27 protein-coding genes are annotated in these 25408 nt (G+C 38.2%); 12 read left to right on the forward strand and 15 right to left on the reverse strand.

From position 1 onward, the window contains the following. Positions 1–29: 29 nt before the first annotated feature. The 7 genes from ACW6NC_RS14020 to trmB form a co-directional block, all read right to left on the reverse strand. The gene (locus ACW6NC_RS14020; protein WP_457866934.1) at positions 30–365 is read right to left on the reverse strand and encodes a 2Fe-2S iron-sulfur cluster-binding protein; all 336 of its coding nucleotides are present in this window, start codon (positions 363–365) and stop codon (positions 30–32) included. Positions 366–368: 3 nt separating this feature from the next. Then, entirely contained in the window at positions 369–1430 is a 1062-nt protein-coding gene (locus ACW6NC_RS14025; RefSeq protein ID WP_457866936.1) for an NAD(P)/FAD-dependent oxidoreductase, read from the reverse strand. A 32-nt stretch (positions 1431–1462) separates the two neighbouring features. Continuing rightward, entirely contained in the window at positions 1463–1705 is a 243-nt protein-coding gene (locus tag ACW6NC_RS14030) for a NifU family protein (RefSeq protein ID WP_457866937.1), read from the reverse strand. Then, positions 1706–2839 carry an Mrp/NBP35 family ATP-binding protein gene (locus ACW6NC_RS14035; RefSeq protein WP_457866939.1) on the reverse strand — a complete coding sequence of 378 codons (1134 nt, stop codon included), beginning with the start codon at positions 2837–2839 and terminating at the stop codon, positions 1706–1708. It lies immediately after the preceding gene. Between the two features lie 199 nt (positions 2840–3038). Further along, positions 3039–3377 (reverse strand): MGMT family protein, encoded by a 339-nt coding sequence (locus ACW6NC_RS14040; protein ID WP_457866940.1) that lies wholly within the window; start codon positions 3375–3377, stop codon positions 3039–3041. Next, on the reverse strand, positions 3374–3997 hold the full coding sequence (locus tag ACW6NC_RS14045) for a LysE family translocator (RefSeq protein ID WP_457866942.1): 624 nt from the start codon (positions 3995–3997) through the stop codon (positions 3374–3376). The genes ACW6NC_RS14040 and ACW6NC_RS14045 overlap by 4 nt, the downstream gene beginning before the upstream one ends. Positions 3998–4003: 6 nt before the next feature. After that, entirely contained in the window at positions 4004–4678 is a 675-nt protein-coding gene (gene trmB, locus ACW6NC_RS14050) for a tRNA (guanosine(46)-N7)-methyltransferase TrmB (RefSeq protein WP_457866943.1), read from the reverse strand. A gap of 66 nt (positions 4679–4744) precedes the next feature. Between trmB and ACW6NC_RS14055 the strand changes: the two genes are divergently transcribed. Beyond that, positions 4745–5809: a glycosyltransferase gene (locus ACW6NC_RS14055; RefSeq protein ID WP_457866945.1), complete on the forward strand. Its 1065-nt coding sequence runs from the start codon at positions 4745–4747 to the stop codon at positions 5807–5809. Here ACW6NC_RS14055 and ACW6NC_RS14060 read toward each other — a convergent pair. Together ACW6NC_RS14060 and ACW6NC_RS14065 are read right to left on the reverse strand one after the other, a co-directional pair. Beyond that, a complete protein-coding gene (locus ACW6NC_RS14060) occupies positions 5729–6826 on the reverse strand; it encodes a sensor histidine kinase (RefSeq protein ID WP_457866946.1) in 1098 nt (365 codons plus the stop codon). The genes ACW6NC_RS14055 and ACW6NC_RS14060 overlap by 81 nt on opposite strands. Continuing rightward, a complete protein-coding gene (locus tag ACW6NC_RS14065) occupies positions 6826–7509 on the reverse strand; it encodes a response regulator transcription factor (protein WP_457866947.1) in 684 nt (227 codons plus the stop codon). Before ACW6NC_RS14065 ends, ACW6NC_RS14060 begins: the two co-directional genes overlap by 1 nt. A 323-nt stretch (positions 7510–7832) precedes the next feature. Here ACW6NC_RS14065 and ACW6NC_RS14070 point away from each other — a divergent pair, with 323 nt between their 5' ends. The 4 genes from ACW6NC_RS14070 (at position 7833) to ACW6NC_RS14085 (ending at position 13623) form a co-directional block, all read left to right on the forward strand. After that, positions 7833–9155: a hypothetical protein gene (locus ACW6NC_RS14070; protein WP_457866948.1), complete on the forward strand. Its 1323-nt coding sequence runs from the start codon at positions 7833–7835 to the stop codon at positions 9153–9155. 93 nt (positions 9156–9248) lie between these two features. Then, entirely contained in the window at positions 9249–12080 is a 2832-nt protein-coding gene (locus ACW6NC_RS14075) for a TonB-dependent receptor domain-containing protein (protein ID WP_457866950.1), read from the forward strand. A 147-nt stretch (positions 12081–12227) separates the two neighbouring features. Further along, entirely contained in the window at positions 12228–12566 is a 339-nt protein-coding gene (locus ACW6NC_RS14080; RefSeq protein WP_457866952.1) for a T9SS type A sorting domain-containing protein, read from the forward strand. Positions 12567–12645: 79 nt separating this feature from the next. Continuing rightward, positions 12646–13623 (forward strand): LuxE/PaaK family acyltransferase, encoded by a 978-nt coding sequence (locus ACW6NC_RS14085; RefSeq protein WP_457866954.1) that lies wholly within the window; start codon positions 12646–12648, stop codon positions 13621–13623. Positions 13624–13841: 218 nt separating this feature from the next. Here the strand turns inward: ACW6NC_RS14085 and tyrS are convergent, their stop codons facing one another. Next, the gene (gene tyrS, locus ACW6NC_RS14090) at positions 13842–15137 is read right to left on the reverse strand and encodes a tyrosine--tRNA ligase (protein WP_457866956.1); all 1296 of its coding nucleotides are present in this window, start codon (positions 15135–15137) and stop codon (positions 13842–13844) included. A gap of 82 nt (positions 15138–15219) precedes the next feature. Between tyrS and ACW6NC_RS14095 the strand changes: the two genes are divergently transcribed. After that, on the forward strand, positions 15220–16242 hold the full coding sequence (locus ACW6NC_RS14095; RefSeq protein ID WP_457866958.1) for an NAD-dependent epimerase/dehydratase family protein: 1023 nt from the start codon (positions 15220–15222) through the stop codon (positions 16240–16242). Here the strand turns inward: ACW6NC_RS14095 and ACW6NC_RS14100 are convergent. From ACW6NC_RS14100 to ACW6NC_RS14110, 3 genes are read right to left on the reverse strand one after another with little or no spacing between them, the layout of a single operon-like run. Then, on the reverse strand, positions 16226–16726 hold the full coding sequence (locus tag ACW6NC_RS14100; protein ID WP_457866959.1) for a DUF4296 domain-containing protein: 501 nt from the start codon (positions 16724–16726) through the stop codon (positions 16226–16228). The two genes, ACW6NC_RS14095 and ACW6NC_RS14100, sit on opposite strands and share 17 nt — an antisense overlap. A gap of 1 nt (position 16727) precedes the next feature. Further along, positions 16728–18071, reverse strand: coding sequence for a dihydroorotase (locus tag ACW6NC_RS14105; protein ID WP_457866960.1), 1344 nt, complete (start codon positions 18069–18071; stop codon positions 16728–16730). Next, on the reverse strand, positions 18071–18802 hold the full coding sequence (locus ACW6NC_RS14110; protein ID WP_457866962.1) for a polyprenol monophosphomannose synthase: 732 nt from the start codon (positions 18800–18802) through the stop codon (positions 18071–18073). Before ACW6NC_RS14110 ends, ACW6NC_RS14105 begins: the two co-directional genes overlap by 1 nt. Before the next feature lie 102 nt (positions 18803–18904). Between ACW6NC_RS14110 and ACW6NC_RS14115 the strand changes: the two genes are divergently transcribed. Both ACW6NC_RS14115 and ACW6NC_RS14120 read left to right on the forward strand, forming a co-directional pair. Then, positions 18905–19564 carry a DUF4271 domain-containing protein gene (locus ACW6NC_RS14115; protein WP_457866963.1) on the forward strand — a complete coding sequence of 220 codons (660 nt, stop codon included), beginning with the start codon at positions 18905–18907 and terminating at the stop codon, positions 19562–19564. A gap of 26 nt (positions 19565–19590) precedes the next feature. Continuing rightward, positions 19591–20343 carry a uroporphyrinogen-III synthase gene (locus ACW6NC_RS14120; protein ID WP_457866965.1) on the forward strand — a complete coding sequence of 251 codons (753 nt, stop codon included), beginning with the start codon at positions 19591–19593 and terminating at the stop codon, positions 20341–20343. A gap of 72 nt (positions 20344–20415) precedes the next feature. Here the strand turns inward: ACW6NC_RS14120 and pckA are convergent, their stop codons facing one another. Further along, positions 20416–22014 (reverse strand): phosphoenolpyruvate carboxykinase (ATP), encoded by a 1599-nt coding sequence (gene pckA / locus ACW6NC_RS14125; protein ID WP_457866967.1) that lies wholly within the window; start codon positions 22012–22014, stop codon positions 20416–20418. 77 nt (positions 22015–22091) lie between these two features. Next, on the reverse strand, positions 22092–22481 hold the full coding sequence (locus ACW6NC_RS14130) for a DUF423 domain-containing protein (RefSeq protein ID WP_457866969.1): 390 nt from the start codon (positions 22479–22481) through the stop codon (positions 22092–22094). Positions 22482–22546: 65 nt separating this feature from the next. Between ACW6NC_RS14130 and ACW6NC_RS14135 the strand changes: the two genes are divergently transcribed. From ACW6NC_RS14135 to ACW6NC_RS14150, 4 genes are all read left to right on the forward strand, one after another. Continuing rightward, a complete protein-coding gene (locus ACW6NC_RS14135; RefSeq protein WP_457866971.1) occupies positions 22547–23920 on the forward strand; it encodes a saccharopine dehydrogenase family protein in 1374 nt (457 codons plus the stop codon). A gap of 32 nt (positions 23921–23952) precedes the next feature. Beyond that, positions 23953–24423 carry an Lrp/AsnC ligand binding domain-containing protein gene (locus ACW6NC_RS14140; protein WP_457866973.1) on the forward strand — a complete coding sequence of 157 codons (471 nt, stop codon included), beginning with the start codon at positions 23953–23955 and terminating at the stop codon, positions 24421–24423. Positions 24424–24464: 41 nt separating this feature from the next. Further along, on the forward strand, positions 24465–24779 hold the full coding sequence (locus tag ACW6NC_RS14145) for a hypothetical protein (protein ID WP_457866974.1): 315 nt from the start codon (positions 24465–24467) through the stop codon (positions 24777–24779). 86 nt (positions 24780–24865) lie between these two features. Beyond that, a complete protein-coding gene (locus tag ACW6NC_RS14150) occupies positions 24866–25381 on the forward strand; it encodes a ferritin (protein WP_457866976.1) in 516 nt (171 codons plus the stop codon). Positions 25382–25408: the final 27 nt, after the last annotated feature.

A 25408-nucleotide genomic window follows, 5' to 3' on the forward strand; every position in this document is an offset into this window, starting at 1 on the left:
AACTTGCCGTTTAAATTCTCTTTTTCAAATTAAGGAGTTACAGGAGCTATCTTGACTTCCAGACCTTCTAGTTCTTCCGTAATAGGGATCTGGCAACTTAACCGGCTGTTGTCTTCCACAAAAAACGCCTGATCCAACATATCCTCTTCTTCATAACTTTTTTCCGGTAATAGGTGCTCATAATTAAGCATATAACATTGGCAAGAAGCACACATTGCCATTCCTCCACAAATCCCAATGGTACCCTCTGGAGCCAACTCATATGAGCGGATAATTTCCATAAGGTTCATATTCATATCGGTAGGAGCATCTACCCGGTGAGCTTCACCTTCCCTGTCTATAATTGTGATCTTAATATCAGACATCCTCTAGTTTATACTTTTTACAATTTCTCTTTTTGCTTCTTTTTTACTTCCATCAAAGCCATTAATCCCACTAACCGTAGTGTATTTCATTACATACTTTTTGTCTGGAAAGATACGTTGGTAGGCACTCTGACACATGATCGCGGCCTCGTGAAAACCACATAGGATAAGCTTTAACTTTCCTGGATAAGTATTCACATCCCCAATGGCATAGATTCCTGGAATATTGGTTTGATAATCATAAGTATTATCAACCTTTATCGCATTTTTCTCGATTTCCAATCCCCAATCTGCAATGGGACCTAGCTTTGGGGAAAGTCCGAATAATGGAATAAAATAATCAGTCTCCTTCACATCTTTTTCTGAAGCCCGGTCACGATGGGAGATTACAACACTCTCAAGTTTTGATTCCCCCTTCAAATCGGTAACCTCCGCTTCTGTAATCAGCTTAACTTTGCCTTCTTTAGAGAGCTTCTCTACTTTTTCTACTGAATCCAGGGCACCACGAAAATCTTTTCTACGGTGAATAAGGGAAACCTCCGAAGCAATTTCAGCTAAATAAATAGCCCAGTCTAAAGCAGAGTCACCTCCACCGGCAATAACTACCCTCTTGTTACGGTAGATCTCTGGATCGCGAATAATATAAGCTACCCCGTTTTCTTCATACTGCTGTATATTAGCAATTGGGGGCTTTCTTGGCTCAAAGCTTCCGAGTCCTCCAGCAATTACCACAACGGGAGCGTGATGTTTTGTTCCTTTATTTGTGGTTACGATAAAACTTCCATCTTCCAATTTATCTATGGTCTCTGCCCGTTCTCCCAAGGTAAAACCAGGTTCGAATGGTTTAATCTGTTCCATGAGATTATCCACTAGGTCTCCGGCAAGCACCTCCGGAAAACCAGGAATATCATAAATAGGTTTCTTAGGATAAATTTCTGAACATTGGCCTCCTGGTTGAGCTAAAGCATCGATCAAATGACATTTAAGCTTTAGCAATCCGGCTTCAAAAACGGCAAATAGCCCTGTTGGTCCAGCACCAATGATAAGTATATCGGTTTTAATCATTCTTCTTTTTCATTTAAGGCAATCCCGCCCGACTACTTTTCAATATTAACAACCTGCTCTATTTGTGGAGCGTATTTCTTAATGGTCATTTCCACCCCAGATTTAAGAGTCATCTGGTTTACAGAACAACCCACACAGGCTCCTTCCAGCTGAACCTTTACCAACCGGTCATCTTCGATTGAAACCAGGGAAATATTGCCTCCATCACTTTCTAGAAAAGGACGAATTTCAGCCAGGGCCTTCTCCACATTAAGTTTTAATTCTTCGCTTGTCATCTATTTTTTATTAACGGCACTACAACCGGCCATAGTGGTGATCTTAATTGCTTCGGTAGGCGGTAGGCTTTGGTTACGATTTACCGTTTGCTGCACCATATTTCTGGTAATCTCCTCAAAGGCAGCTTCGGTAGGAGTTCCATTCTGCAGAGCAGCAGGCCGCCCTATATCCCCCGATTCGCGCAAACTTTGCACTAACGGAATTTCACCTAAAAATGGAGTGTCTAAGTCCTGAGCAAGATTTCTAGCTCCGTGCATACCGAAAATATAATATTTATTATCAGGTAACTCTTCCGGGGTAAAATAAGCCATATTCTCTATTAATCCCAAAACGGGAACGTTTATGCTTTCCTGACGAAACATTGCCACTCCTTTCTTTGCATCGGCTAAAGCCACATTTTGAGGGGTACTTACCACTACAGCACCTGTAATAGGCAAGGATTGCATTATCGAAAGATGGATATCACCGGTTCCTGGTGGCAGATCGATTAGAAGAAAATCTAGCTCACCCCAAGCCGCATCAAAAATCATTTGATTAAGTGCCTTAGCAGCCATTGGGCCCCTCCATACTACAGCCTGATTTGGTTGGGTAAAAAATCCAATAGAAAGGATTTTGACCCCATAATTTTCGACAGGTTTCATCTTTGATTTTCCGTCTATATTTACCGAAAGCGGTTTTTCGGCTTCAACATCAAACATAATAGGCGCTGAAGGTCCATAAATATCAGCGTCTAACAGCCCAACTTTAAAGCCCATTTTTGAAAGTGATACCGCCATATTTGCCGTAACTGTAGACTTTCCAACACCACCTTTACCTGAGGCCACAGCAATAATATTACTGATTCCCGGAATCTGTTTCCCCTTAATTTCCGGTTTCTTTTCGGGGGTATTTACTTTTATATTTACTTTTACTTTTGCTTTTTGATAAACATGTTCGTGAATAGCCTTCAATACATCCACCTCAGCACGTTTTTTAATGTGAAGCGCAGGTGTGTTTAAAACAAGGTCTACAACCACTTCATCACCGAAGGTCATGATATTCTGAACTGCTCCACTTTCAACCATATTTTTACCATCACCGGCAACTGAAATAGTCTCTAGGGCTTTAAGGATATCTTTTCTATCTAATTTCATCTTAATAATATTTTGGGCATAAGGCCTGTGATTTGCCGCAGAAAAGTCCCAGTCCTTACAATAAATTCTGTAATCAAAGTTTTAAAAATCAGTCTTATATAGACTGATTCTAAATGCAAATATAGGCGGAAAAGCTAAGAAAACGAAGTAATTACCTATAATTGATTAATGGAGTTATAAAAGGATTTTATAAACAAAATTAAACTTGATTACTGGCCGAAGGATCCCAGAAATATTTTTCAAAATCTACAACCTTATTATCCTTAACAGGTATGCCTTCCTCCTCGAGTAAATTCCGCATAGCATTGGTGTCTCCAAAATGATGTTTACCGCTAAGAAGACCTTTCCGGTTTACCACCCGGTGGGCTGGTATCCCTTCCATTTTATGAGAGGCATTCATTGCCCAGCCCACCATCCTGGCACTTTGCGGTGAACCTATAGCCCTGGCTATGGCGCCATAGGAGGTAACTTGACCCGTAGGGATCCTCCGCACGATCTCATACACTTTATCAAAAAAATTCTTCTCTTCAGCAATCATAAGTTGTAAATTCTAACAACCGTTATAATTATTAAGATGAGCATTAGACCTGCCATAAAATAATTGGAATATTCAGCGAACCTATCAGCATACTTCTCGATTTTCATAAAGGACAATACGTAGAAATAAAGGGTGGTGAAACTACCAAGAGAGGCAGCCAGGACAAAAGCCATAATCAGGGACCAATCATAAGTGACCCCCACTCCCACATTTAATGCACCAGCTATGGCTACAAAATAAGGGATAGGAAATAAATTAAGAACTGAAATCAGCATGCCTTTAAAGATACTGTTGGCATTAGCCTTCCGGGAAGTATGTTCTATTCCGCCCCGTCTTTTGGCCATCAGCAAAAAGTATATCCCCAGCAATATAAAAATTACCAGGCCGGCACGCAAAAGAATGCTTTGCACAAAGGCATTATCAAATATGTATTTTGCTAAAAGAACCGCGATAAGCGCTTGTAAAAAGACAATGCAGGAAGCTCCAAAAGCGACGTATAAGCCATTTCGTTTCCCTTCTTCAACACATGTCTTGGCAACAGTCATATTAACCAGACCTGGAGGAATTACCCCGACAAGGGCTGCAAAATAGGTGATAAGAAAGAGTTTCGTTTCCTCCAAAAGAAGCTATTTTATCCTAAATTGAATATAGGTAATAGGTTTTCCTTGTTCAAGATACTGCTTTTCATAGAAAGTCTGGATTTCCCTCACTTCTTTAGGTGAGTATTCATTTCTATAAATATCGTGATGTGCATATATAATTTCCTGACCCTGTCCATGTAAGAGACCTAAGGTATACCCATGCATGAATTCACTATCGGTCTTAAGGTTCACAAGGCCGTTTTCCTTCATAATATATTTATATTTCTCTAAAAAACCTGCATTTGTTAGACGATGCTTGGTACGTTTATATTTGATTTGTGGGTCAGGGAAGGTTATCCATATCTCATCCACTTCATTTTTGGCAAAAATCTTATCGATAAGTTCTATCTGGGTTCGGACAAAGGCTACATTTTCCAAATTATCTTCTAGGGCAGTCTTTGCTCCTCGCCAAAAACGGGCGCCCTTAATATCAATTCCTATAAAGTTCCGGTTGGGATAATATTGTGCAAGCCCTATACTATACTCACCTTTCCCACATCCAAGTTCTAATACAATCGGGTTATTATTTCTGAAAAACTCCTTTCTCCATTTTCCTTTCAATTTAAATTCATCCCTTTCCAGTAATGTTCGAGAAGGTTGAATAACATTTTCAAAACTTTCGTTTTCCCTAAATCGTTTTAACTTATTTTTACTACCCACTGTTTGTTTGAAATTTTGACAAAATTAAGGAATTTAGCATACAGGTGGGGCATATTAGAAACATATATGAAGAGGAAGCGAATTTTAGTTGCTGTACTTAACTGGGGGCTAGGTCATGCAACCCGGTGTATACCGCTTATCCACGAATTAATCGCCAATAGGTATGAGCCAATTTTAGCTTCGGATGGAGCCGCTCTCACCTTATTAAAAAAAGAATTTCCTGATCTTATAACAGAAACACTTCCATCTTACAATATTGAGTACAGCAGGTCACCGAATCTATTAAAGTGGAAACTTTTTCTAGAGAGCCCCAGAATCATGAAGGTAATAAAAACTGAAAAAGAGTGTACAAGGCGGCTGGTAGAAAAGCATAATCTAAATGGTATCATTTCGGATAACCGTCTTGGGGTACGCTATAAATATCTTAAAAGCGTTTTTATCACCCACCAGCTCAATGTTCTTTCAGGAAACACTAGCTGGTTAAGCAGTAGACTTCACCAGAAATATATCAGGAAATTTGATCAATGCTGGGTACCAGATCTACCCGGTCCAAAAAACTTAAGTGGCATTTTAGGCCATATGAAAAAAAATCCTGAACAAGTTAAATATATTGGCCCATTAAGCAGGTTCGGTAAAAAAAAACTGACGCAAAAGTTCAAGATAATGGTCATCCTTTCAGGACCTGAACCTCAACGATCCTTCCTGGAAAAAATTCTCCTAAAAGAATTGAAAAAAACTTCCGAGGAGATCCTGTATGTAAGGGGTGTATTAATAGAAAGTGAACCTAAATTAGAATGTGACAATCCTAATTTAATCATACGAAATTACCTTTTCGGACAGGAGTTGGAAGATGCAATTAATTCCAGTGAGACTATTGTCTGCAGGTCTGGGTATACTTCGCTTATGGATCTTTCCAAACTTGAAAAAAAAGCATTTTTAATTCCTACACCTGGACAATTTGAACAGGAATATTTGGCCGAGCGCATAGACAAACTTGGCATAGCACCTTACTGTCATCAGGCTGATTTTAAAATTTCAGAATTAAAAAGACTAAAGAGTTTTAGCGGTTTTAAAGACTTTGGATTTGTCACTGACTTTAGGAACCTCTTTGCTCTTTTCGAGGGTAAATGAAAATTCACTCCCCACCCCAAAGACACTCTCAACGTAAATTTTCTCATTGTGTGCTTCAATGATATGTTTAACGATTGAAAGCCCCAAACCAGATCCACCTTCTTTTCGGCTTCCACTTTTATCGACCCGGTAAAATCTTTCAAATAATCGGGGGATATTCTCTTGCTCAATACCTTCTCCATTATCAGTAATTCGAACAATCACTTTATTTTTTATCAGGTTCTCTATACTAACTTCGGTTGTTCCGCCTTTCTTCCCATATTTAATTGAATTCACGATAAGATTGGAAACCACCTGTTGAATTCGGTCACGATCTGCCCGTACCATTACAGGAGCACTATATGCCATATCAAAGGTCAGGGTTATATTCTTTTTTGCCGCCTTCATTTCAAGCAGGTCAAATGAGTTCTGTACCAAATCTATAATATTGAAGTCTTCAAAATTAAGGTGGAGCTCGCCAGCCTCAAGTTTGGTGATCATATCCAGATCTTTCACGATATAAATCAGCCGTTCCACCCCTTTATTGGCACGCTGCAAATATTTTTTTCGCACGGCTTTGTCTTTAATCGCTCCATCTAGCAAGGTAAGGATGTACCCTTGAACAGTAAAAAGAGGTGTTTTCAATTCATGGGATACGTTCCCCATAAACTCTTTCCGGTAAGCTTCTCGAACTTTCAGTGTTTCGATTTCCAGTTTATTATACTCTGCAAATCTTTCCACCTCCCTGGTAAGGGAAGCCATATCTGTAGTGACCTGACTGGGACTTAATGTTGTGGAGTCCAAAAGGGAAACATTGTCGTAGATTTTTTTTATTCTTTTATAAATGAAATGTTCCACCCGGTATTGGATAATAAAAAAAGAGAAAAGATAGGTGATCAGGGCCAAAATCACAATTGGCAACCATTCAAATCCGGTAGTAAAAATAGCAAAAAGTGTAACTGCCACCGAAAGGAAAACGGTGATATACAACGAGGTTTTAACTGCAAATTTATATGATCGTTTGAATTTTTTAGCCATTAAATCACGAACTTATAACCAACACCTTTTACGGTCTTAAAAGAATCATCTCCAATTTTTTCACGTAATTTTCGGATATGGACGTCAATAGTTCGCCCACCGACTATAACCTCATTCCCCCAAACCTTATCAAGAATATCTTCTCTTTTAAAGACCTTCCCTGGTTTTGAGGTAAGCAGAGATAGCAATTCAAATTCTTTTCGAGGCAGAATTAACTCCTGTCCTTCCTTAACTACTTTATACTGATCCCGATCTATAGTTAATTCTCCTATTTTAAGAATATTGGTCGAACTATCGTCATCTCTAAAGCGTCGTAAAAGTGCTTTTACTTTACTTACTAAAACTTTTGGTTTAATGGGTTTAGTTATATAATCATCAGCACCCGCATCAAAACCTGCCATTTGAGAGTAATCTTCCCCTCTTGCCGTCAGAAAGGTGATAATCGTTTCTTCCAGCCCGGCAATTTTTCTTATTTGCTCACAGGCTTCGATACCATCCATCTCAGGCATCATTACGTCAAGAATGATAAGCTGTGGTTTATGTTTTTTTGCTAGTTTCACTCCATCGGCCCCATTTTCTGCTGTAATAACCTGGTAACCTTCGGTCTTAAGATTATAGCCTACAATTTCAAGAATATCAGGCTCATCGTCTACCAAAAGAATTTTAATGTCACTCTTTTTCATCAGTAAATAATTGGATTCATATTTCGAAGTAAAAGTAAGTATAAATTCCTACCAATTATTCTTTCCATTGAAGTCTTAACTTTAAGGTAATATAAGGAAATTTATTCGAAGGCTTTTATTATCAGACCTTTCCAAGAGTTTTTATAGCAAATTCATTTTAAACTTCGGCTTGTTTATCCATACAAAGTCCAGGAAATAAACCCAATCATAACATTCAAGGAATTGGAATAACATAAGCTTAAACTTTAGCTAAGACCGTACTTAAACTTAGCTTGTTTATTTGCCCTGAATTAAATACAGAAACAAAACTAAATTTTTGACTTATGAAAAAACTGATTATTGCAGGGATAGCGATTGCTCTATTAGGCTTAACCAGCTGTAGCCAAGATGATGATATGCCAATTGAACAACTTGCTACTTGCACCGATGGAACCCAAAATGGTAACGAAACTGGCATAGACTGCGGCGGTCCATGTGCTCCATGTGAGGGAGATGAAGTGGATGGAGGAACTCCGATAGATGAAGACCTTTCGGGTTTATTGATGAATGACTTTACCTTAACCAATGATATAATTTGGGAGCTTAATGGAAAATTCGTGGTAGGTGAGGGAGCTACACTTACCATTGAACCAGGAACAATTATAAAAGGACAAGAAGGCACTGGTTCTCTGGCTTCTGCCTTGATAGTAGCCCGAGGTGGAAAAATTATGGCTGAAGGCACTGCGCAGGAGCCGATTATCTTCACCTCTATAAATGATAATATCAATCTTGGAGAAAAACAAGGGTCAAACCTTGACGAAAATGATCGTGGCCTTTGGGGCGGTGTACTGATTCTAGGAAATGCTCCGAGTTCTTTTGAAGGTGACTCTGAAGAATCTCAAATTGAAGGAATTCCAGCCGATGATGACTTTGGCAGATTTGGTGGCAACGATCCAAATGATGATTCAGGTGTATTTAAATATGTATCTATTCGTCACGGAGGTGCATTAATCGGTTCCGGAAACGAAATTAATGGCCTAACCCTTGGCGGTGTTGGCGCAGGAACTGTAATAGATCACGTTGAAGTAGTGGGGAATGTAGACGATGGAATTGAATGGTTTGGTGGCACCGTAAACACGAGCAACGTTGTGGTGTTCGCTGGTGGAGATGATGGGCTTGATATTGACATGGCTTACTCTGGAACTATTACAAACGCCTTAGCAATACAAGGTGCCGAGTCTGATCACGCTTTAGAAATTGACGGGCCTGAAGGCACTCTTGAAGGAGCCTTTATCATCCAGGATCTAACCATTCTTGGAGATGCCAACGCTCCATCTGGTGCAATAGCAGATCTAAGAGATGGTGCAATGGGAGCCTTCAACAACGTCTACCTAAGAGGTTTTAACGACACCCAGAATGTAGAAATTGACGATGCCGGATCTGCTGCAAACTATACCGATGGAAGCTTAAGCTTTTCTGCCTGGGAAATTGTTTTATCAGACGGCGTAGACAGTGTTTCATCAATTTTTGAAGACACCACAGAAAATACAGATTTCTCTAGCGATGCAGCCACTTTTGCTACAGCAGTAGAACAAGACCAGGAAACGGTAGGTGCAGACCTTTCGGTTTTTGGCTGGACCTATTCAAGCTTCCGTGGTGCATTCTAAAAATTTAAAGCCAAAATTTAAATAAAGCTTTTCAAATTGCTCGCCTTTTTACAGGGCGGGCAATTAATATTAAGATTGTTAATCTAAGTTTATATGAAAACTCAATTTTCAGTAGTTTTATTCTTTTGTTTATTTATCAGTCTGGCACAGGCACAAAGCGGAACGATCTCAGGATCTATTTTTGATGTTGAAGCAAACGATGTGATGCCTTTCGCCAATGTAACCCTTAAAGGCACCAATACCGGTACCACCTCAGATTTTGAAGGAGATTTTAGTTTAAATACCGCACCGGGAACTTATATCGTTGTCTTTTCTTTTGTTGGCTACGAAACCTTAGAAGTAACTGACGTTGTTGTAGAGAAAGGAGAAGTGACCACCCTTAATGTCGAAATGAAATCTTCTGCAGGGGCTTTAGATGAGGTTGTAATTACCACAACTACGGCCAGGGATACTGAGGCTTCGGTATTAAACATGCAAAGAAATGCAGTTAACCTTACCGATGGCCTATCTTCTCAAACTTTTGACAAAATTGGAGCAGGAGAAGTTTCTTCAGCTGTAAAAACAATACCCGGTGTTTCTGTGCAAGGCGGAAAATATGTTTACGTAAGAGGTTTGGGAGACCGGTACACCAAATCTATCCTAAACGGGATGGACGTTCCAGGCCTGGACCCAGACCGCAATACTTTACAGATGGACATATTCCCCACGAATATTTTGGATAATGTAATCGTGATAAAATCATTAACTGCAGATAATCCTGCCGATTTTACCGGGGGAATGGTAAATATTATTACCAAGGATTTCCCTAGCCGAGAGGAATACAGTGTTTCGTTTGGTGCTACCTATAATCCATCTATGCACTTCAACTCAGATTTCTTAAAATATGAGGGTGGAAAAACAGATTTTCTGGGATTTGATGATGGCACAAGAGATCGCCCTGTAAATAGAAACCAGTCTTTTCCCAGACCATTTGACAATGACGCAGCGTTAACCAGAATAACCGAACGTTTTAACCCAACTTTAGGAGGCACACGAAAAAAGAACAATATGGATTTTAGTCTAGGCTTTACAGCTGGTAACCAATATGAAGTTGGTAAGAAAAATAATAAACTAGGTTATTTTGCATCGCTTTCTTATAAAAACACCTCAGAATATTTTGAAGATTTGGAAAACAATTCCTGGTTAAAGCCGAGGGAAACTTCAGAGTTAGAACTGCGTCCTGCAAGATTATTGAGCGGTGATGTCGGAAAGGAAAATGTATTGATTAGCGGGTTAACCGGACTTGCTCTTAAAACCAAACAATCTAAATACCAGCTTAATTTACTACACATTCAAAATGGTGAATCTACTGCCGGTAATTTTGAAGAAGAAATTCTTGTTTCTGACGCCATTCGGGTTTTTAGAGATAACCTGGAATACACTCAGCGCTCCATCACTAACGCATTATTAAGCGGAAAGCACACCAACAAAGATGCAAGCTGGACTACCCAGTGGAAACTTTCACCAAGCTTTTCCCATGTTTACGATAAAGATGTAAGAATCACTGCTTTTGAATATAACCCCAGCAATAATACCTATAGTATTCGTCCGAGTTCATCTGAAAGTCCTACCAGGATCTGGAGAAACCTGGAAGAGATAAACCTTGCGGGAAAAGTAAACCTAACAAAGAGGCATCAGCTTTTTGGAAGGGACGCAAGCTTAAAATTTGGTGGAGGCTACACCTATAAACAAAGGGATTTCACCATAGATCAGTATCAAATTCTTATTCAAGGGTCTATTAGTCAAAGTTTTGATGGAGACCCAAACCAGGTTCTTGCACCCGGTAATATCTGGACTACGGAAAACCAGGTTGGATCCTATATTAATGGATTCTACGAACCCGCCAACACTTACGATGCTTTTAACACCAATGCTTCCGCATACGTTTCGGAAGAATTTAATGTAACCGAAAACCTAAAAGCAATACTTGGTTTAAGGCTTGAAAAATTTGATCTAACCTATACAGGGCAAAATAACTTGGGAGATTTAATCCTGAAAGATGAACACCTTATAGATAAAACCGACCTTTTTCCTTCAGCAAACTTTATTTATAGTCTTAATAACGATAGTAATCTTAGGCTTTCTTATGGTCGTTCCACGGCAAGACCTTCTTTTAAAGAAGCTTCCATTGCCCAGATTTACGACCCGCTAACCAAGAGGACTTTTATTGGGAATATAAACCTACAGCCTACTTATGTTGACAACATAGATGTGCGTTACGAACTCTATGGGAATGATGCGCAGTTTTTCGCAATAAGTGCTTTCTACAAAAAATTTACAGATCCCATTGAGCTTTCTATTTATAGCGATTTTTCCGCAGATAATTTCCAACCAAGAAACGTTAATGACGCCACTGTTTTAGGAACTGAAATTGAAATAAGAAAGAATTTTAGATTTATCACCGAAACATTAAGAAAACTTAGCATTAATTTAAATATTTCGGTAATTGATTCCAAAGTAGAAATGGATCGAAGCCCAAGTGGGGAGTTTGAATCAAGACAGCGCAACTTAAGGCCAGGTGAAGAATTTGATGGCACAAGGCAATTACAAGGGCAGTCTCCTTTGCTGATAAATGCAGGTTTCGATTATACAGATCCTGAAAGCGGCTGGCAGGCCGGTATTTTTTACAATACCCAGGGAAAGACGCTCGAACTTGTTGGTTTAGGGACGGTGCCAGATGTATATACCATGCCTTTTCATAGCCTTAATTTCAATTTGAATAAATCTTTTGGGGAAGAGAAAAATTCAACTATTTCCTTAAAGGTCTCCAATATTTTGGGGGATAATATTGAAAGCAGATTCCAGTCTTATGGAGCAAAAGATCAGATATTTTCTCTGAAAAATCCAGGGACACCTATCTCATTAAGTTATAGTTACAAATTTTAGATATTGGAATTGTTTTGAATTAGCTAGAATAGGTTGCCCGGTCTGGGCAGCCTTTTTTTAATATTTTTTTAATATCAAATACCTGTATTTTGTGGCAGGATTTTTGAAATTTAATTTGTAAGTTTGTAATAACCACTATATAAAAGAATGAAGCAATACTACCTTTTTACATTTCTCCTAGCAGTATTCCTTTGGGTTTCGGCACCTGCTGTGGCTCAGGAATCGTCTTATGGGAAAAGTCAAACAGAACATTCTATAGATGGTTTATCAATCTATCCCAACCCTGTTACTAACGGAAAGGTATACATTAACACTACCTACAATTTAGAAAAGGAAATCGAAATTTATAATGTAATAGGAAAACCTATTTATAAGACACGGTTAATGGGTAAGGAGATGGATGTTTCTACACTTGCGCCAGGAATTTATATTTTAAAGATAACGGAAAATGGCAATAAGGCAACAAGAAAACTGATCGTTAAATAATCCAGTTATACTTAGAGAATTTAAAAGCTTCTGTTTTCGGAAGCTTTTTTTATTAAGTATTCCCGCTTAATTTTGGCGTATGTATTCAGACAAAATATTATCGATTAAAAATGGGACTGAGTTCCAGAGTCTGGCTCTTGAAGTTTTTGCCTACCAATACAAGCATAACAATGTCTACAGAAAATTCTGTGACCTGTTAGAGAAGCGTCCGGGAACATTAAGGAATATAGAGGAAATTCCATTCTTACCGATTGAATTCTTTAAATCACATCGAATAATTTCATCAAAATCAGAACCTGAAATTGTCTTTACAAGTAGCGGAACGACCGGAAAACAAACCAGCAAACATTACGTAACCGACTTAAGCATTTACGAAAAAAGTTTTTTTCAAGCATTTAAAAATATTTACGGAGATCCTGAAGAACTGGTTATTCTGGCCCTTCTCCCATCATACCTGGAGCGCAATGGATCTTCCCTAATTTACATGGTCAATGCTCTTATAGAAAAAAGCCACCATCCCGAAAGCGGATTTTACCTCAGTAACCTGGATGAATTACAGCAAACCCTGGAAAAAGTTGAATCAGAAGGTAAGAAGACCTTACTTATAGGAGTTTCTTTTGCGCTTCTCGACCTGGTAGAACGTTACAGCTTTAACCTCAAACATACTAAGGTTATGGAAACCGGAGGGATGAAAGGCAGAAGAAAGGAAATGATTAGGACTGAACTCCATGAAATTTTATCTAAAGGTTTTGGAGTTTCTACAATCCACAGTGAATATGGTATGACAGAGTTACTATCCCAGGCTTATTCAACAGGGAAAGGCTTATTTGAATGCCCCCCTTGGATGAAAATCCTTATACGTGATTCAGAAGATGCGCTGAGTTTACTTCCAAAGCAGAAGATTGGAGGGATAAATATTATCGATCTGGCCAATATTAACTCTTGTTCATTTATAGCGAGTCAGGATTTGGGCAGAAATACTGGAAAGGGAGAAACGGAAATATTAGGGCGGTTCGATAATTCAGACATAAGGGGATGCAACCTTCTAATTGTTTGAATACCAGGAAAAAACAAAAAACCAACTAAACAAATGTAAATTATACGTTAAAATTTAAAATCTATTGTAATTTTTTGAAATTCTATCGACTTAATATATGTAAGATGAAAATAGGATAAACTCTATCAATTCTTACAGGCTAAGTGAAATTTTTTCATATTAGATTGGTTAGTTAGTTGCAAGCCCCGTAAACGCCAGTTTACGGGGCTTTGTATTATCTAAAACACCCTGAGAATATATGTATTTTTTTTACCCTTATTGAGGATAACATACTTTCCATTTATTAGGTCATCAGAGGTTATCTTGTAATTTTCTTTTACTTTTTCTTTATTAACTGCTATAGAATTTTCCTTAAGTGCTCTTCTTGCTTCTCCGTTCGATTTAAGAAATCCTGTTTCTGCAGAAAGGGCTCCGATCATATCCAGGCCGGATTCGATGAGATCTTTAGAAACTTCAGTCTGGGGCACCCCCTCAAAAACATCTAAGAATGTTTTTTCATCCAAAGATTTAAGATCCTGAGCTGTACTTTTTCCAAAAAGAACTTCTGAAGCTTTTACAGCATTTTCAAAATCTTCACGGGAATGAACCGTGGTTGTAATCTCTTCAGCCAAGGTCTTTTGTAATTGTCTCAAATGTGGAGCTTCTTGGTGTTTTATGACCAGCTTCTCTATTTCTTCCTTACTTAAAAAAGTAAAGATTTTAATATACCTTTCGGCATCCACATCACTAGTATTTAACCAATATTGGTAAAATTTATAAGGCGAAGTTCGCTTAGGGTCTAACCATACATTCCCACTCTCGGTTTTACCAAACTTGGTTCCGTCAGCTTTTGTAATCAAAGGACAAGTCAGCGCATACCCTTTCCCATTGCCAATTCTTCTTATGAGTTCAGTGCCAGTAGTAATATTACCCCATTGATCACTTCCCCCCATTTGTAAACTGCAATTATGTGTACGAAATAAATGCAGAAAATCATAACCCTGAACCAATTGATAAGTGAACTCTGTAAAGGACATGCCTTCAGCAGCTTCAGATGACAATCGCTTCTTTACTGAATCTTTAGCCATCATATAATTTACCGTGATATGTTTTCCAACATCCCTTATGAACTCCAAAAAGCTGAAGTTCTTCATCCAGTCATAATTATTCACCATTACTGCTGCATTCTCAGCCTCACTCTCAAAATCCAAAAATTTTGATAGCTGGTTCTTAAGAGCTTCCTGATTATGCCTTAAAGTAGCTTCATCTAAAAGATTTCTTTCTGCCGATTTCCCCGAGGGATCACCGATCATTCCAGTAGCACCTCCTACCAGTGCAAAGGGTTTGTGCCCGCAAAGTTGAAAATGACGAAGCATCATTACGCTCACCAAGTGACCTATGTGCAAGGAATCAGCAGTAGGATCTATTCCTACATAGGCTGCCCTCATCGTTTCAGCTAAATGTTCTTCTGTGCCAGGCATCACATCGTGAACCATACCTCGCCAGGTAAGTTCTTCTACAAAATTCTTGCTCATAATAATATTTTTGTATGCAAAAAGAACCGTAAAGATACCATAAACTCTTATTTTTCCTAAGAGCTTTCCCTATATTTACGACATGATTTTAATCACCGGAGCTACAGGATTGGTAGGCTCACACTTGGCCTTCAAACTTGCAAAAAAGAAAAAAAAGATACGCGGATTATTCCGCAGTGAACACATACGGAATCGCGTTAAAGATATTTTTTCTTTCTATACAACTTCAGAAAAAGCCGCTGAATATTACAATAGAATAGATTGGGTAAAGGCAGATCTCAATGACATCCCCACCCTGGAAAAAGTTTTTGAAGGTGTGGAGCAGGTTTATCATTGCGCCGCCTTGGTTTCTTTTGATCCAAATGATGCTAAAGATCTTAGAAAAACAAACATTATCGGCACGGCCAATATAGTGAACTTATGCATAGCCTATAAAATAAAGAAGCTTTGCCATGTAAGTAGCGTAGCCAGCCTTGGCAGGGACCTCGAAAAGTCCGAAATTGATGAAACCAGTGGATGGAATCCTGAAGGGGATCACAGCGATTATGCCATTTCTAAGTACGGTGCAGAAATCGAGGTCTGGCGAGGATCCCAGGAAGGAGTGCCTATGGTTATTGTTAATCCGGGAATAATTATAGGACCGGGATTTTGGGATTCTGGCAGTGGCCCTATATTTACGCGAATTCAGCAAGGCTTGAACTATTATTTTTCAAAAGTCACCGGCTTTGTCGGAATCAAAGATGTTGTGGATATTATGCAACTCCTAATGGATTCCGAGGTAAAAAATGAAAAGTTTATAATTGTTTCAGAAAATACCAGTTTCAAAAAAATCATAACCGAGGTTGCCCAGAATCTGGACAAACCCATACCTAGGAAAAGAATTAAAAAATGGATGCTATGGCTTGGCTGGATTGGCATGAAGGCAGGAAGCATTTTTGGACTTAAACGCCAGATCTCAACAAGTACGATTAAAACTCTATTCGAGGATATGCACTATAGCAATAAGAAAATAAAGAATTTACTTGACTATGAATTTTCACCGATGGATCAAGTAATCTCAGAAACTACCACTATTTTCAAGGAAGATATTACTGGACCTCGATAGGGGGTGGATTGATAAGACTATCCAATTTCCTATCCTGCTCAAGTTTTAGAGAGTCGCTTTTTATCCTTAAAGAATCTATTTGAAGACTATCAAGATTTTCTTCAGCGGCCAGTATTGAATCATTAATTTTCCGTTCCACTTCCCTAATAGAATCCAGTCTACCCTTCATTTTCTGAAGATTTTCTTTAACCTGACGATAGATATTCTCATATTCTATATAATTTTCAGCGTAATAGGCATTGCTTTGCTCAAATTGTAAACTATCTATTCCAAATTTTTCATTAATATAATCCTGAGGTTTAATCCCAGTAGCTTCAAATTTACGTTTGTTAAAATTACGGGCAGAAGTCATAATCGCAATCTCCGTTAACACTTCTACCATTTTATCTTCAGTAATAAGGTTGTCAGGCTTTTTAGTTTTCTCCACATTCTGACAAGCAGAGAAAACCAGGATGAAAATTAAAAGATATAGCTCTTTCTTCATTTTATCGATCAAATTCAATCCTTTCCGCAACCTTAGTAAAAGGTTGATGCTTAAAGTTTTTATACACGAGATTCCCATTGACAAAAGTATGGGTCACTCGGGATTTAAAAGTGACTCCTTCAAAAGGAGACCAACCGCATTTATACACAATATTATCAGGCTGAACGGCCCAGGGAGCATTGAGGTCAACCAAAACTAAATCAGCCTTGTAACCTTCCCGTATAAACCCACGATCCTTTATTTGATAAAGAATTGCTGGGTTGTGGCACATCTTCTCAACAATTTTTTCCAACGAGATTTTACCCTGGTGATGTAGCTGAAGCATTGCAGGTAGTGCATGTTGCACTAAAGGTCCTCCACTTGGCGCTTTTGTATATGGATTTTTCTTTTCTTCTCTGGTATGAGGGGCATGATCCGTTGCCACTACATCTATATAATCCTCCAAAAGTCCTTTAAGTAAGGCTTCCTGGTCTTCTTTTGTTTTCACGGCAGGGTTCCATTTAATAAATGTCCCCTTCTTTGCGTAATCCGAGTCGTTAAACCATAAATGATGAATACAAACTTCAGCAGTTATTTTTTTATCCTTTAGTGCTTTTTTATTACTGAAAAGTCCAATTTCCTTTCCGGTAGAAAGATGAAAAACATGCAATCTGGCTCCGGTTTTTTTGGCAAGGGCAACTGCTCTGGAAGAAGAAAGGTAACAAGCTTCTTCGCTTCGGATCTTTGGGTGTAATTCTATAGGTATATCATCGCCATAGCGCTCTATACATTCCTGCAGATTTTTTTGAATTGTTTCTTCATCCTCGCAATGAACCGCAATTAATAAAGGCGATTTAGAAAAAATCTCTTCTAGAATTTTTTCATTATCAACCAGCATATTTCCGGTAGATGATCCTAAAAAAAGTTTCAGGGCGGCCGTAGTTTTAGGATCAACTTTAAGTATCTCCTCGAGATTGTCATTGGTACCGCCAAACATAAACGAATAATTGGCGTATGAACTTTCTGCGGCTAACTTGAATTTTTCTTCCAGATGTTCAATGGTAGTAGTTTGTGGAAGGGTATTTGGCATTTCAAAAAAGGAAGTAATACCACCGGCTACTGCGGCTTTTGACCCTGATTCAATTGTATCCTTATGGGTAAGGCCTGGCTCCCTAAAATGTACCTGATCATCAATAATTCCCGGAAGTAAATAAGTTCCCTCGGCATCAAAAATATTGACATCGGGGGATTTAGGACTTATGCTTTCCCCAATTTCTACAATTATTCCAGCTTCAATAAAAACATCGGCTTCCCTTATTTTCCCTTCATTAACAATACGAGCATTCTTGATTAAAACCTTTTTCATTACAATTTATCCTTTTTGAAAAGACTTTTTAATTTCATAATTATTACCCCAAATACGGCTTCAGAAATAATTCCTCCACTCATCTTAGAAGTCCCTTGTGTTCTATCGGTAAAGATTACAGGGACCTCTGTAATCTTGAACCCAAGCAAATACGCTTTAAACTTCATTTCTATCTGAAAGGCATATCCTACAAACTGAATTCGATCCAAATTGATGGTCTCCAATACCTTTCTACTATAACATACAAATCCCGCCGTGGTATCATGAATATTCATCCTGGTGATTAACCTCACATATTTTGAAGCCAGCCAAGAAAGAAGCACACGATTCATAGGCCAGTTAATAACATTTACCCCGGTTGCATAGCGCGATCCAACGGCCACATCAGCCCCTCCACGCTTACAGGCATTATACAATCTAATTAAATCATTAGGATTATGGGAAAAATCGGCGTCCATCTCAAAAATATAATCATAGTCCTTATTCAATGCCCATTTGAACCCATGAATATAAGCTGTCCCCAATCCAAGTTTCCCGCTTCGCTCCCTGAGGTGCAAACGATCGTGGTACTCTGCTTGAAGAGTCCTTACTCTGTCAGCGGTACCATCCGGTGAATTATCATCGACCACCAGGATATCAAATCTGCGCTTCTGAGAGAAAACATTTCTAACAAGTCGTTCGATATTTTCAATCTCGTTGTAAGTGGGTATAATGATAATCCCCTTTACCATTCCGATTTTTTTTGCACAAATGTATGCATTTTAAATCTTCATTTCTTCAGTGTTATAATCTCCGGGTTACCTTCAAAATTTTACATTTGTAAAAAATTCCATTTGCAGGCAATTGAACGACATGTAGAATCTTTAGACTGGGTAAGCCTTATTCTCCTGGGTGCATTTATCCTTCTAAGCCTTGTCAAATCCGTATATCCACAGCGATTTGAAGATTTTATATCCCTAATAACTTCGAACAAATTTATGGTGTTTAGAGGAAAAGAGTATAAGGCTTTTCATCCTTTTAACATTTTAATGTTTTTGGTGAATATTTTATCGGTATCCTTATTCTTATTTCTTCTTTTCCAACTTCTTTGGCCAGGCACTCAGAATACCAGCCCCAGCATCCTTTTTGTTAGGATTGCAACTGGCTATGCTAGCTTTATTCTACTAAAATTTGGAGTAGAAAAAATTATTGCCAATATTTTTAACCTGGATAAGATAATGGATTATTATCTCTATCAGAAACTGGCATACCGTAATTTTATTGCTCTTCTTTTATTTATTCCTTTATTGGTATTTTTTTATGCTTTCCCCCCTACCGCTGATGTTTTATATATAATCCTTTCCCTGGTCATCCTTACTAACATTATAAGCTTGACCACGATCTATAAACAAAATCAAAACCTCATTAGCACTAATTGGTTCTATTTTATTTTGTACCTTTGCGCTCTCGAAATTGCTCCTTATATTATTTTGTATAAGCTTATTACAATTTAACCAGGATCAAATTAAAGTATTGATATATGAAAGTGAAAACAATTTTGGTTTCCCAGCCAGAACCTAAGATAGAGAATTCACCTTATTTTGAGCTTGAGGAAAAACAGCGAGTAAAAATTGATTTCATACCCTTTATCCATGTTGAGGGGGTTCCTTCCAAAGAGGTAAGACAACAAAAAGTTGATTTAACCAAGTATACAGCAATAATCCTTACCAGCCGTAACGCTGTAGATCACTTTTTCAGAATTGCTGAGGAAATGCGATTCAAGGTACCAGACACCTTAAAATACTTTTGTTTGAGTGAGGCAGTTGCTTACTATCTTCAAAAATATGTAGTATATCGCAAACGGAAGATCTATGTGGGGAAAAGAACATTTGCAGACCTTTCCCCCCTCATCAAGAAATATAAAAATGAGAAGTTTCTTCTGCCTTCTTCAGATATGCTAAAACCGGATGTACCCAAGACTCTTAATAAGCTCGGAGTCGAATGGAAACAGGCTACATTTTATAAAACAGTAGTGAGTGATCTTTCTCATTTGCGGGATGTTACTTATGATATCCTGGTGTTTTTTAGCCCCAGTGGCATTAAATCGCTGTTTGAGAATTTTCCTGACTTTCAACAAAACGACACTCGGATTGCCGTTTTTGGGAATACGACCATTAAAGCCGCTAAAGATCATGGGCTCACGGTAAATATCAAAGCTCCGACACCAGAAACGCCTTCCATGACTATGGCGCTTCAAAAATATATTAATGAGGCAAATAAAAAACACGCTTAGATTTAACGGCATATAAAAAATCCGGTGCCAATACAGCACCGGATCTTCTCAATCCAATTAACTAATTAAAAATCAAGATACTGGCCCTCCTGAGATTATCTCAGAATTGGCGTTTTCCTCATATTTTTTAAAGTTCGATTTAAATGATGCGGCCAATTCCTTAGCTTTCTTATCATACTCCTCTTTATCATTCCAGGTATTTCGAGGGTTAAGCACCTCTGCCGGAACTCCCTCACAGCATACTGGCATATTTAAACCGAAAATTTCATGATTATTATATTTGACTTCCTCGAGTTTCCCTTCTAGTGCTGCACTTATCATAGCCCTGGTATACTGCAGTTTCATACGATGGCCCGTACCATACGGTCCACCGGTCCAGCCCGTATTAACAAGCCAAACATGAACCTTCTCCTCTTTCATCTTTTTACTCAACATTTCTGCATAACGAGTAGGATGGAGGGGCATAAATGGGGCCCCAAAACAAGCCGAAAAATTTGGCACAGGCTCCTCAATTCCCGCTTCGGTACCTGCTACCTTTGCAGTGTATCCACTAATAAAATGATAGGCTGCCTGGCCAGGGTTTAATCTACTTATAGGAGGTAAGACACCAAAGGCATCTGCAGTTAGGAAGAATATATTCTTCGGATTTTTACCTACGGATGGTTTTTTTATATGGTTAATGTGATCAATTGGATAACTCACTCTGGTATTTTGAGTGATTGAAGTATCCTCAAAATCAACTTCTCCATTTTCATCTAGGATAACATTCTCAAGAATAGCACCCGGTTTAATTGCATTAAAAATATCCGGTTCCTGTTCCCGGGTAAGATTAATAACTTTTGCATAACATCCACCTTCAAAATTAAAAATGGTATGTTCCGGAGTCCAGCCGTGTTCATCATCGCCAATGAGTTTTCTTTGTGGGTCTGCAGAAAGTGTGGTTTTACCTGTTCCTGATAACCCAAAGAAAATAGCGGTCTCGTTATCATCGCCAACATTCGCCGAACAGTGCATAGGCAAAGTATTCTTATTTACAGGCAGAATAAAATTGAGTGCTGAGAAAATCCCCTTTTTGATTTCTCCGGTATAGCCTGTCCCTCCAATTAAAGCAATTTTTTTACTGAAATTGAGTATCGCAAAATTCTCTGCTCGGGTACCATCTACCTCAGGGTTGGCTTTAAACCCAGGTGCATTAAGAATAAGCCAATCTTCTTTGAAGTTTTTTAGCTCCTCTTCTTCGGGCCTTAGAAACATATTATAGGCAAACATGTTGGACCAGGGATACTCATTGATAACCCTAATATTCAACCTGTATTTTTCCTCGGCGCAGGCATATGCGTCTCTGGCAAAGATTTCTTTTCCCGAGAGGTATTCTGTGACCTTGTTATAAAGTTGGTCAAACTTTTCTGGTTCAAAGGGAATATTAATATCCCCCCACCAAACTTCATCCTTAGTAAGTTCATCTCTTACAATAAATCGATCCTTTGGAGAGCGACCGGTAAATTTCCCGGTATTCACCGCTAAGGCTCCTGAACTGGCTTCTATGCCCTGTCCCTTCTCAATTGTAATTTGATGTAGTTCCTTCGGACTTAATTGGTAGTGAAGTGTTGCGTCTTTGATCCCGTACTCCTCTAACGAAATCGTTTTCGTAATTTGGGTGTTTGCGAACATAAATTAATAAGTGTGTGGTTTGTTTAGGCGTACAAAATTATAAATCTTATGCAGAAAAAGGAGTTCGCTCTACCATTTTATTCATTTTTTAACGAAATAAATTTTAGCCCTAAAATAAGCCAAGCGAGTATAAGCAAAGTTCCGCCTATAGGGGTAATCAAAGCAATGCTTCTAAAGTCAAAGGCTGTGAGGTCATTGGTGGCAAGTAAATAAATAGAGCCAGAGAAAAATATCAGCCCCGTAACCAGAAGATAAAATATGATTTTTAACTTTTTTAGACCAGAAACTTTAAACCCACCAATTATTAAAAGTAAAAGGGCATGGTATATCTGATATTTAACACCGGTTTCAAAGGACCTAAGGGAAGCCTCATCCAAAAGTGGGCTTAAACCATGTGTGGCAAAAGCACCTATAATTACTCCTAAAAGACCAAAAACACTTCCTGCAACTAAAAATTGCTTATTCATCCATTAATTTTTTATGAAGTAAAGATTTAATACATTCGTTAGACTACACAAAATTAACTTATTTTATGCGAGAAATTTTAATAATTGGTGCGGGAAAATCTACTTCCGTCCTAATCAACCACCTGCTGAAAAATGCAGAAACGGAAGATCTTTTTCTAAGAATTGGAGATCTGAATCTGGAAACTGCTCAAAAAGCCACCCAAAATCATAAACGCTGTGAGGCTCTCGCCCTGGATGTTTTTGCATCTGAAAGTCGGGAACCTGCTATAAAAAAGGCAGATATTGTTATTTCAATGCTACCGGCACGATTTCATATAGAAGTTGCCCGGGACTGCCTTAAGTTCAGAAAGAATATGGTTACTGCTTCCTATATTAGCAAAGAGATGAAAGCTCTTGACAAGGAAGTTAAAGCACACAATTTAGTCTTTATGAATGAAATTGGTGTTGACCCCGGTATTGATCATATGAGCGCTATGCAGGTTATAGACCGAATAAGAGATAAAGGTGGCAAAATGCTGATGTTTGAATCTTTTACAGGAGGACTTGTGGCCCCTGAAAGCGATACCAACCTCTGGAATTACAAATTCACCTGGAACCCTAGAAATGTTGTTGTAGCCGGACAGGGTGGTGTTGCTGAGTTTATTCAGGAAGGTAAATTTAAATATATCCCATACCATAGATTATTTCGTAGAACAGAACTTCTTCACATCGATGATTATGGAAAATTCGAAGGTTATGCCAACAGGAATTCCCTGGATTATATGAGTATATATGGTCTTGAAGATATTCTAACACTTTATCGCGGTACCATAAGGCGAGTGGGGTTCAGTCGTGCCTGGAATATGTTTGTACAATTGGGTATGACCGATGATAGCTTTGAAATGAGTGATTCAGAGAATATGACTTATCGAGATTTTGTAAACTCTTTTTTACCTTATTCCCCTACTGATTCTGTTGAGCTTAAACTTAGGCACAATCTAAAAATAGACCAGGATGACCTTATGTGGGAAAAATTATTGGAACTCGATATTTTTAATGATAAAAAGAAAATAGGATTAAAAAATGCCACACCTGCCCAGGCTCTTCAGAAAATACTGATGGAAAAGTGGTCCCTTGCCCCGGATGACAAAGATATGATTGTGATGTATCATAAGTTTGGTTTTGAATTAAACGGCAAAAAAAGACAAATAGATTCTACTATGGTACATATCGGTAAGAATCAGACTGAAACTGCCATGGCAAAAACGGTAGGTTTGCCCGTAGCCATTGCAACAATCAAGATCCTAAATGGAGAGATTAAATCTCCTGGGGTACAATTACCAATTAAAAGAGAAGTATATGAACCTATTTTAAATGAACTTGAAAAGCATGATATTGTTTTCAAGGAGAAAGAATCTGACTACCTGGGATATAACCCCTTTGGAGAAGTAGGTAATTAATAGTTATTTTAGCTTTTTCAAAAATCACGTTAATGAAAGTAGTAAACGAAAATGTTGTTGTAGATGGTATCGATAAAACAATTTTGAATCATTTAATGGAAGATGCCAAAAAGCCTATCCTTGAAATCGCTAGAAGCATAGGAATTACAGGTGCAGCTGTGCACCAACGTTTACGAAAACTCGAAAAAAGTGGATTGATAGAAGGATCTAAACTTATTGTAGACCCCCGCGTACTGGGATTCAGAACCATGGCATTTGTGGGGGTTTTCTTAGATAAGGCCGTCAGCAATCCTCAGGCTGTGAAAAAACTCAACGAAATTCCGGAGGTTATTGAATGTCATTATACCACAGGAAACTGGTCAATATTTCTAAAAATTCTTTGTAGGGACAATGAACACCTAATGCAGGTTCTTAATAAAGATATACAGGCTATTGAAGGGGTTTCCAGAACAGAAACCTTCATTTCATTGAATCAACAAATAAAACGGCAAATTAAGATCTAATATTTGGAATAATTCTAAATAAGGTTTAATTTTGGGCCCGAATGAACACACTTTATAAGGCCCATAATTTCACTTCTTTTCAATGCGATCGTTCGCGGGCATTTCATATTGATTTTGGGGATAAACTGGTTAAACTTAGTTTTTGCCAATTACTTGCATTACGGGAACAGGTTAAAAATATAGACCTTGATGCACATTTCAACGGAAAAAATGCACATGGAATCGAAATCTTTGTTCTATGTAACCGGTCTCACATTCTCATTTTTGACACCTTCCAGTGCATAGCCCTTAAAGATCTTCTAAAGGGAACTTTTGCAATGTTGGAACTTAATTCTCTTCTTTCTGCAGAAGTTTAATCCTTTTTTAGGTTTAGACTCTTTCTAAATTCTTCTGAAAATTAGGTGCTTAAAACCTTTTTGGCTAATTTTAAAAAAAAAGAATAATGAAAGATATAGTAAGACAGAAGTTAAGCATAAATGTAGAGACCATGGATATGCTTAATAAGCAAATAGAAAAGGAAGCTATTTCCTCCTCTGCGTACCTTGCAATGGCCTCCTGGTGTGACCATAATGGATTGGTGAACAGCGCTGAATTCTTTTATGAGCAGTCATCTGAGGAACGAGAACATATGCTGAAAATATTTAAATTTATTAACGATAATGGTGGGACGGCCTATGCCCCTGAAGTTAAAAGTGTGATGCACGATTTTAATTCTCTGGAGGAAATTTTCGAAGCCGCACTTGATCAGGAAATAGATATTACAAAAAGCATCCATAACCTTGTTCAGAAATGCAGAAAACTCAATGATTTCACCACTGAATATTTTCTTCAATGGTTCGTAAATGAACAGATGGAAGAGGAGCAACTTATGCGCAGAGTACTAGAATTATTTGACCTGATGCGTGATGAACCATTAAAGTATATTGACGAGCGAATTCCCGGAATACGAGAAGAGTAAAAATTTTATACAGGCCGAACTAAAATT

Source organism: Salegentibacter profundi, from assembly GCF_054121475.1.

Excerpts from the sequence above, each read along its gene's own strand:
- ACW6NC_RS14035 (WP_457866939.1), bottom strand. The coding sequence starts at position 2,839 with ATGAAATTAGATAGAAAAGATATCCTTAAAGCCCTAGAGACTATTTCA.
- ACW6NC_RS14025 (WP_457866936.1), bottom strand. The coding sequence starts at position 1,430 with ATGATTAAAACCGATATACTTATCATTGGTGCTGGACCAACAGGGCTA.
- ACW6NC_RS14110 (WP_457866962.1), bottom strand. The coding sequence starts at position 18,802 with ATGGTAAAGGGGATTATCATTATACCCACTTACAACGAGATTGAAAAT.
- ACW6NC_RS14150 (WP_457866976.1), top strand. The coding sequence starts at position 24,866 with ATGAAAGATATAGTAAGACAGAAGTTAAGCATAAATGTAGAGACCATG.
- ACW6NC_RS14085 (WP_457866954.1), top strand. The coding sequence starts at position 12,646 with ATGTATTCAGACAAAATATTATCGATTAAAAATGGGACTGAGTTCCAG.
- ACW6NC_RS14100 (WP_457866959.1), bottom strand. The coding sequence starts at position 16,726 with ATGAAGAAAGAGCTATATCTTTTAATTTTCATCCTGGTTTTCTCTGCT.
- ACW6NC_RS14065 (WP_457866947.1), bottom strand. The coding sequence starts at position 7,509 with ATGAAAAAGAGTGACATTAAAATTCTTTTGGTAGACGATGAGCCTGAT.
- tyrS (WP_457866956.1), bottom strand. The coding sequence starts at position 15,137 with ATGAGCAAGAATTTTGTAGAAGAACTTACCTGGCGAGGTATGGTTCAC.
- pckA (WP_457866967.1), bottom strand. The coding sequence starts at position 22,014 with ATGTTCGCAAACACCCAAATTACGAAAACGATTTCGTTAGAGGAGTAC.
- ACW6NC_RS14145 (WP_457866974.1), top strand. The coding sequence starts at position 24,465 with ATGAACACACTTTATAAGGCCCATAATTTCACTTCTTTTCAATGCGAT.
- ACW6NC_RS14075 (WP_457866950.1), top strand. The coding sequence starts at position 9,249 with ATGAAAACTCAATTTTCAGTAGTTTTATTCTTTTGTTTATTTATCAGT.
- ACW6NC_RS14070 (WP_457866948.1), top strand. The coding sequence starts at position 7,833 with ATGAAAAAACTGATTATTGCAGGGATAGCGATTGCTCTATTAGGCTTA.
- ACW6NC_RS14140 (WP_457866973.1), top strand. The coding sequence starts at position 23,953 with ATGAAAGTAGTAAACGAAAATGTTGTTGTAGATGGTATCGATAAAACA.
- ACW6NC_RS14055 (WP_457866945.1), top strand. The coding sequence starts at position 4,745 with ATGAAGAGGAAGCGAATTTTAGTTGCTGTACTTAACTGGGGGCTAGGT.
- ACW6NC_RS14080 (WP_457866952.1), top strand. The coding sequence starts at position 12,228 with ATGAAGCAATACTACCTTTTTACATTTCTCCTAGCAGTATTCCTTTGG.
- ACW6NC_RS14020 (WP_457866934.1), bottom strand. The coding sequence starts at position 365 with ATGTCTGATATTAAGATCACAATTATAGACAGGGAAGGTGAAGCTCAC.
- ACW6NC_RS14120 (WP_457866965.1), top strand. The coding sequence starts at position 19,591 with ATGAAAGTGAAAACAATTTTGGTTTCCCAGCCAGAACCTAAGATAGAG.
- ACW6NC_RS14105 (WP_457866960.1), bottom strand. The coding sequence starts at position 18,071 with ATGAAAAAGGTTTTAATCAAGAATGCTCGTATTGTTAATGAAGGGAAA.
- ACW6NC_RS14040 (WP_457866940.1), bottom strand. The coding sequence starts at position 3,377 with ATGATTGCTGAAGAGAAGAATTTTTTTGATAAAGTGTATGAGATCGTG.
- ACW6NC_RS14030 (WP_457866937.1), bottom strand. The coding sequence starts at position 1,705 with ATGACAAGCGAAGAATTAAAACTTAATGTGGAGAAGGCCCTGGCTGAA.
- ACW6NC_RS14060 (WP_457866946.1), bottom strand. The coding sequence starts at position 6,826 with ATGGCTAAAAAATTCAAACGATCATATAAATTTGCAGTTAAAACCTCG.
- ACW6NC_RS14095 (WP_457866958.1), top strand. The coding sequence starts at position 15,220 with ATGATTTTAATCACCGGAGCTACAGGATTGGTAGGCTCACACTTGGCC.
- ACW6NC_RS14130 (WP_457866969.1), bottom strand. The coding sequence starts at position 22,481 with ATGAATAAGCAATTTTTAGTTGCAGGAAGTGTTTTTGGTCTTTTAGGA.
- ACW6NC_RS14135 (WP_457866971.1), top strand. The coding sequence starts at position 22,547 with ATGCGAGAAATTTTAATAATTGGTGCGGGAAAATCTACTTCCGTCCTA.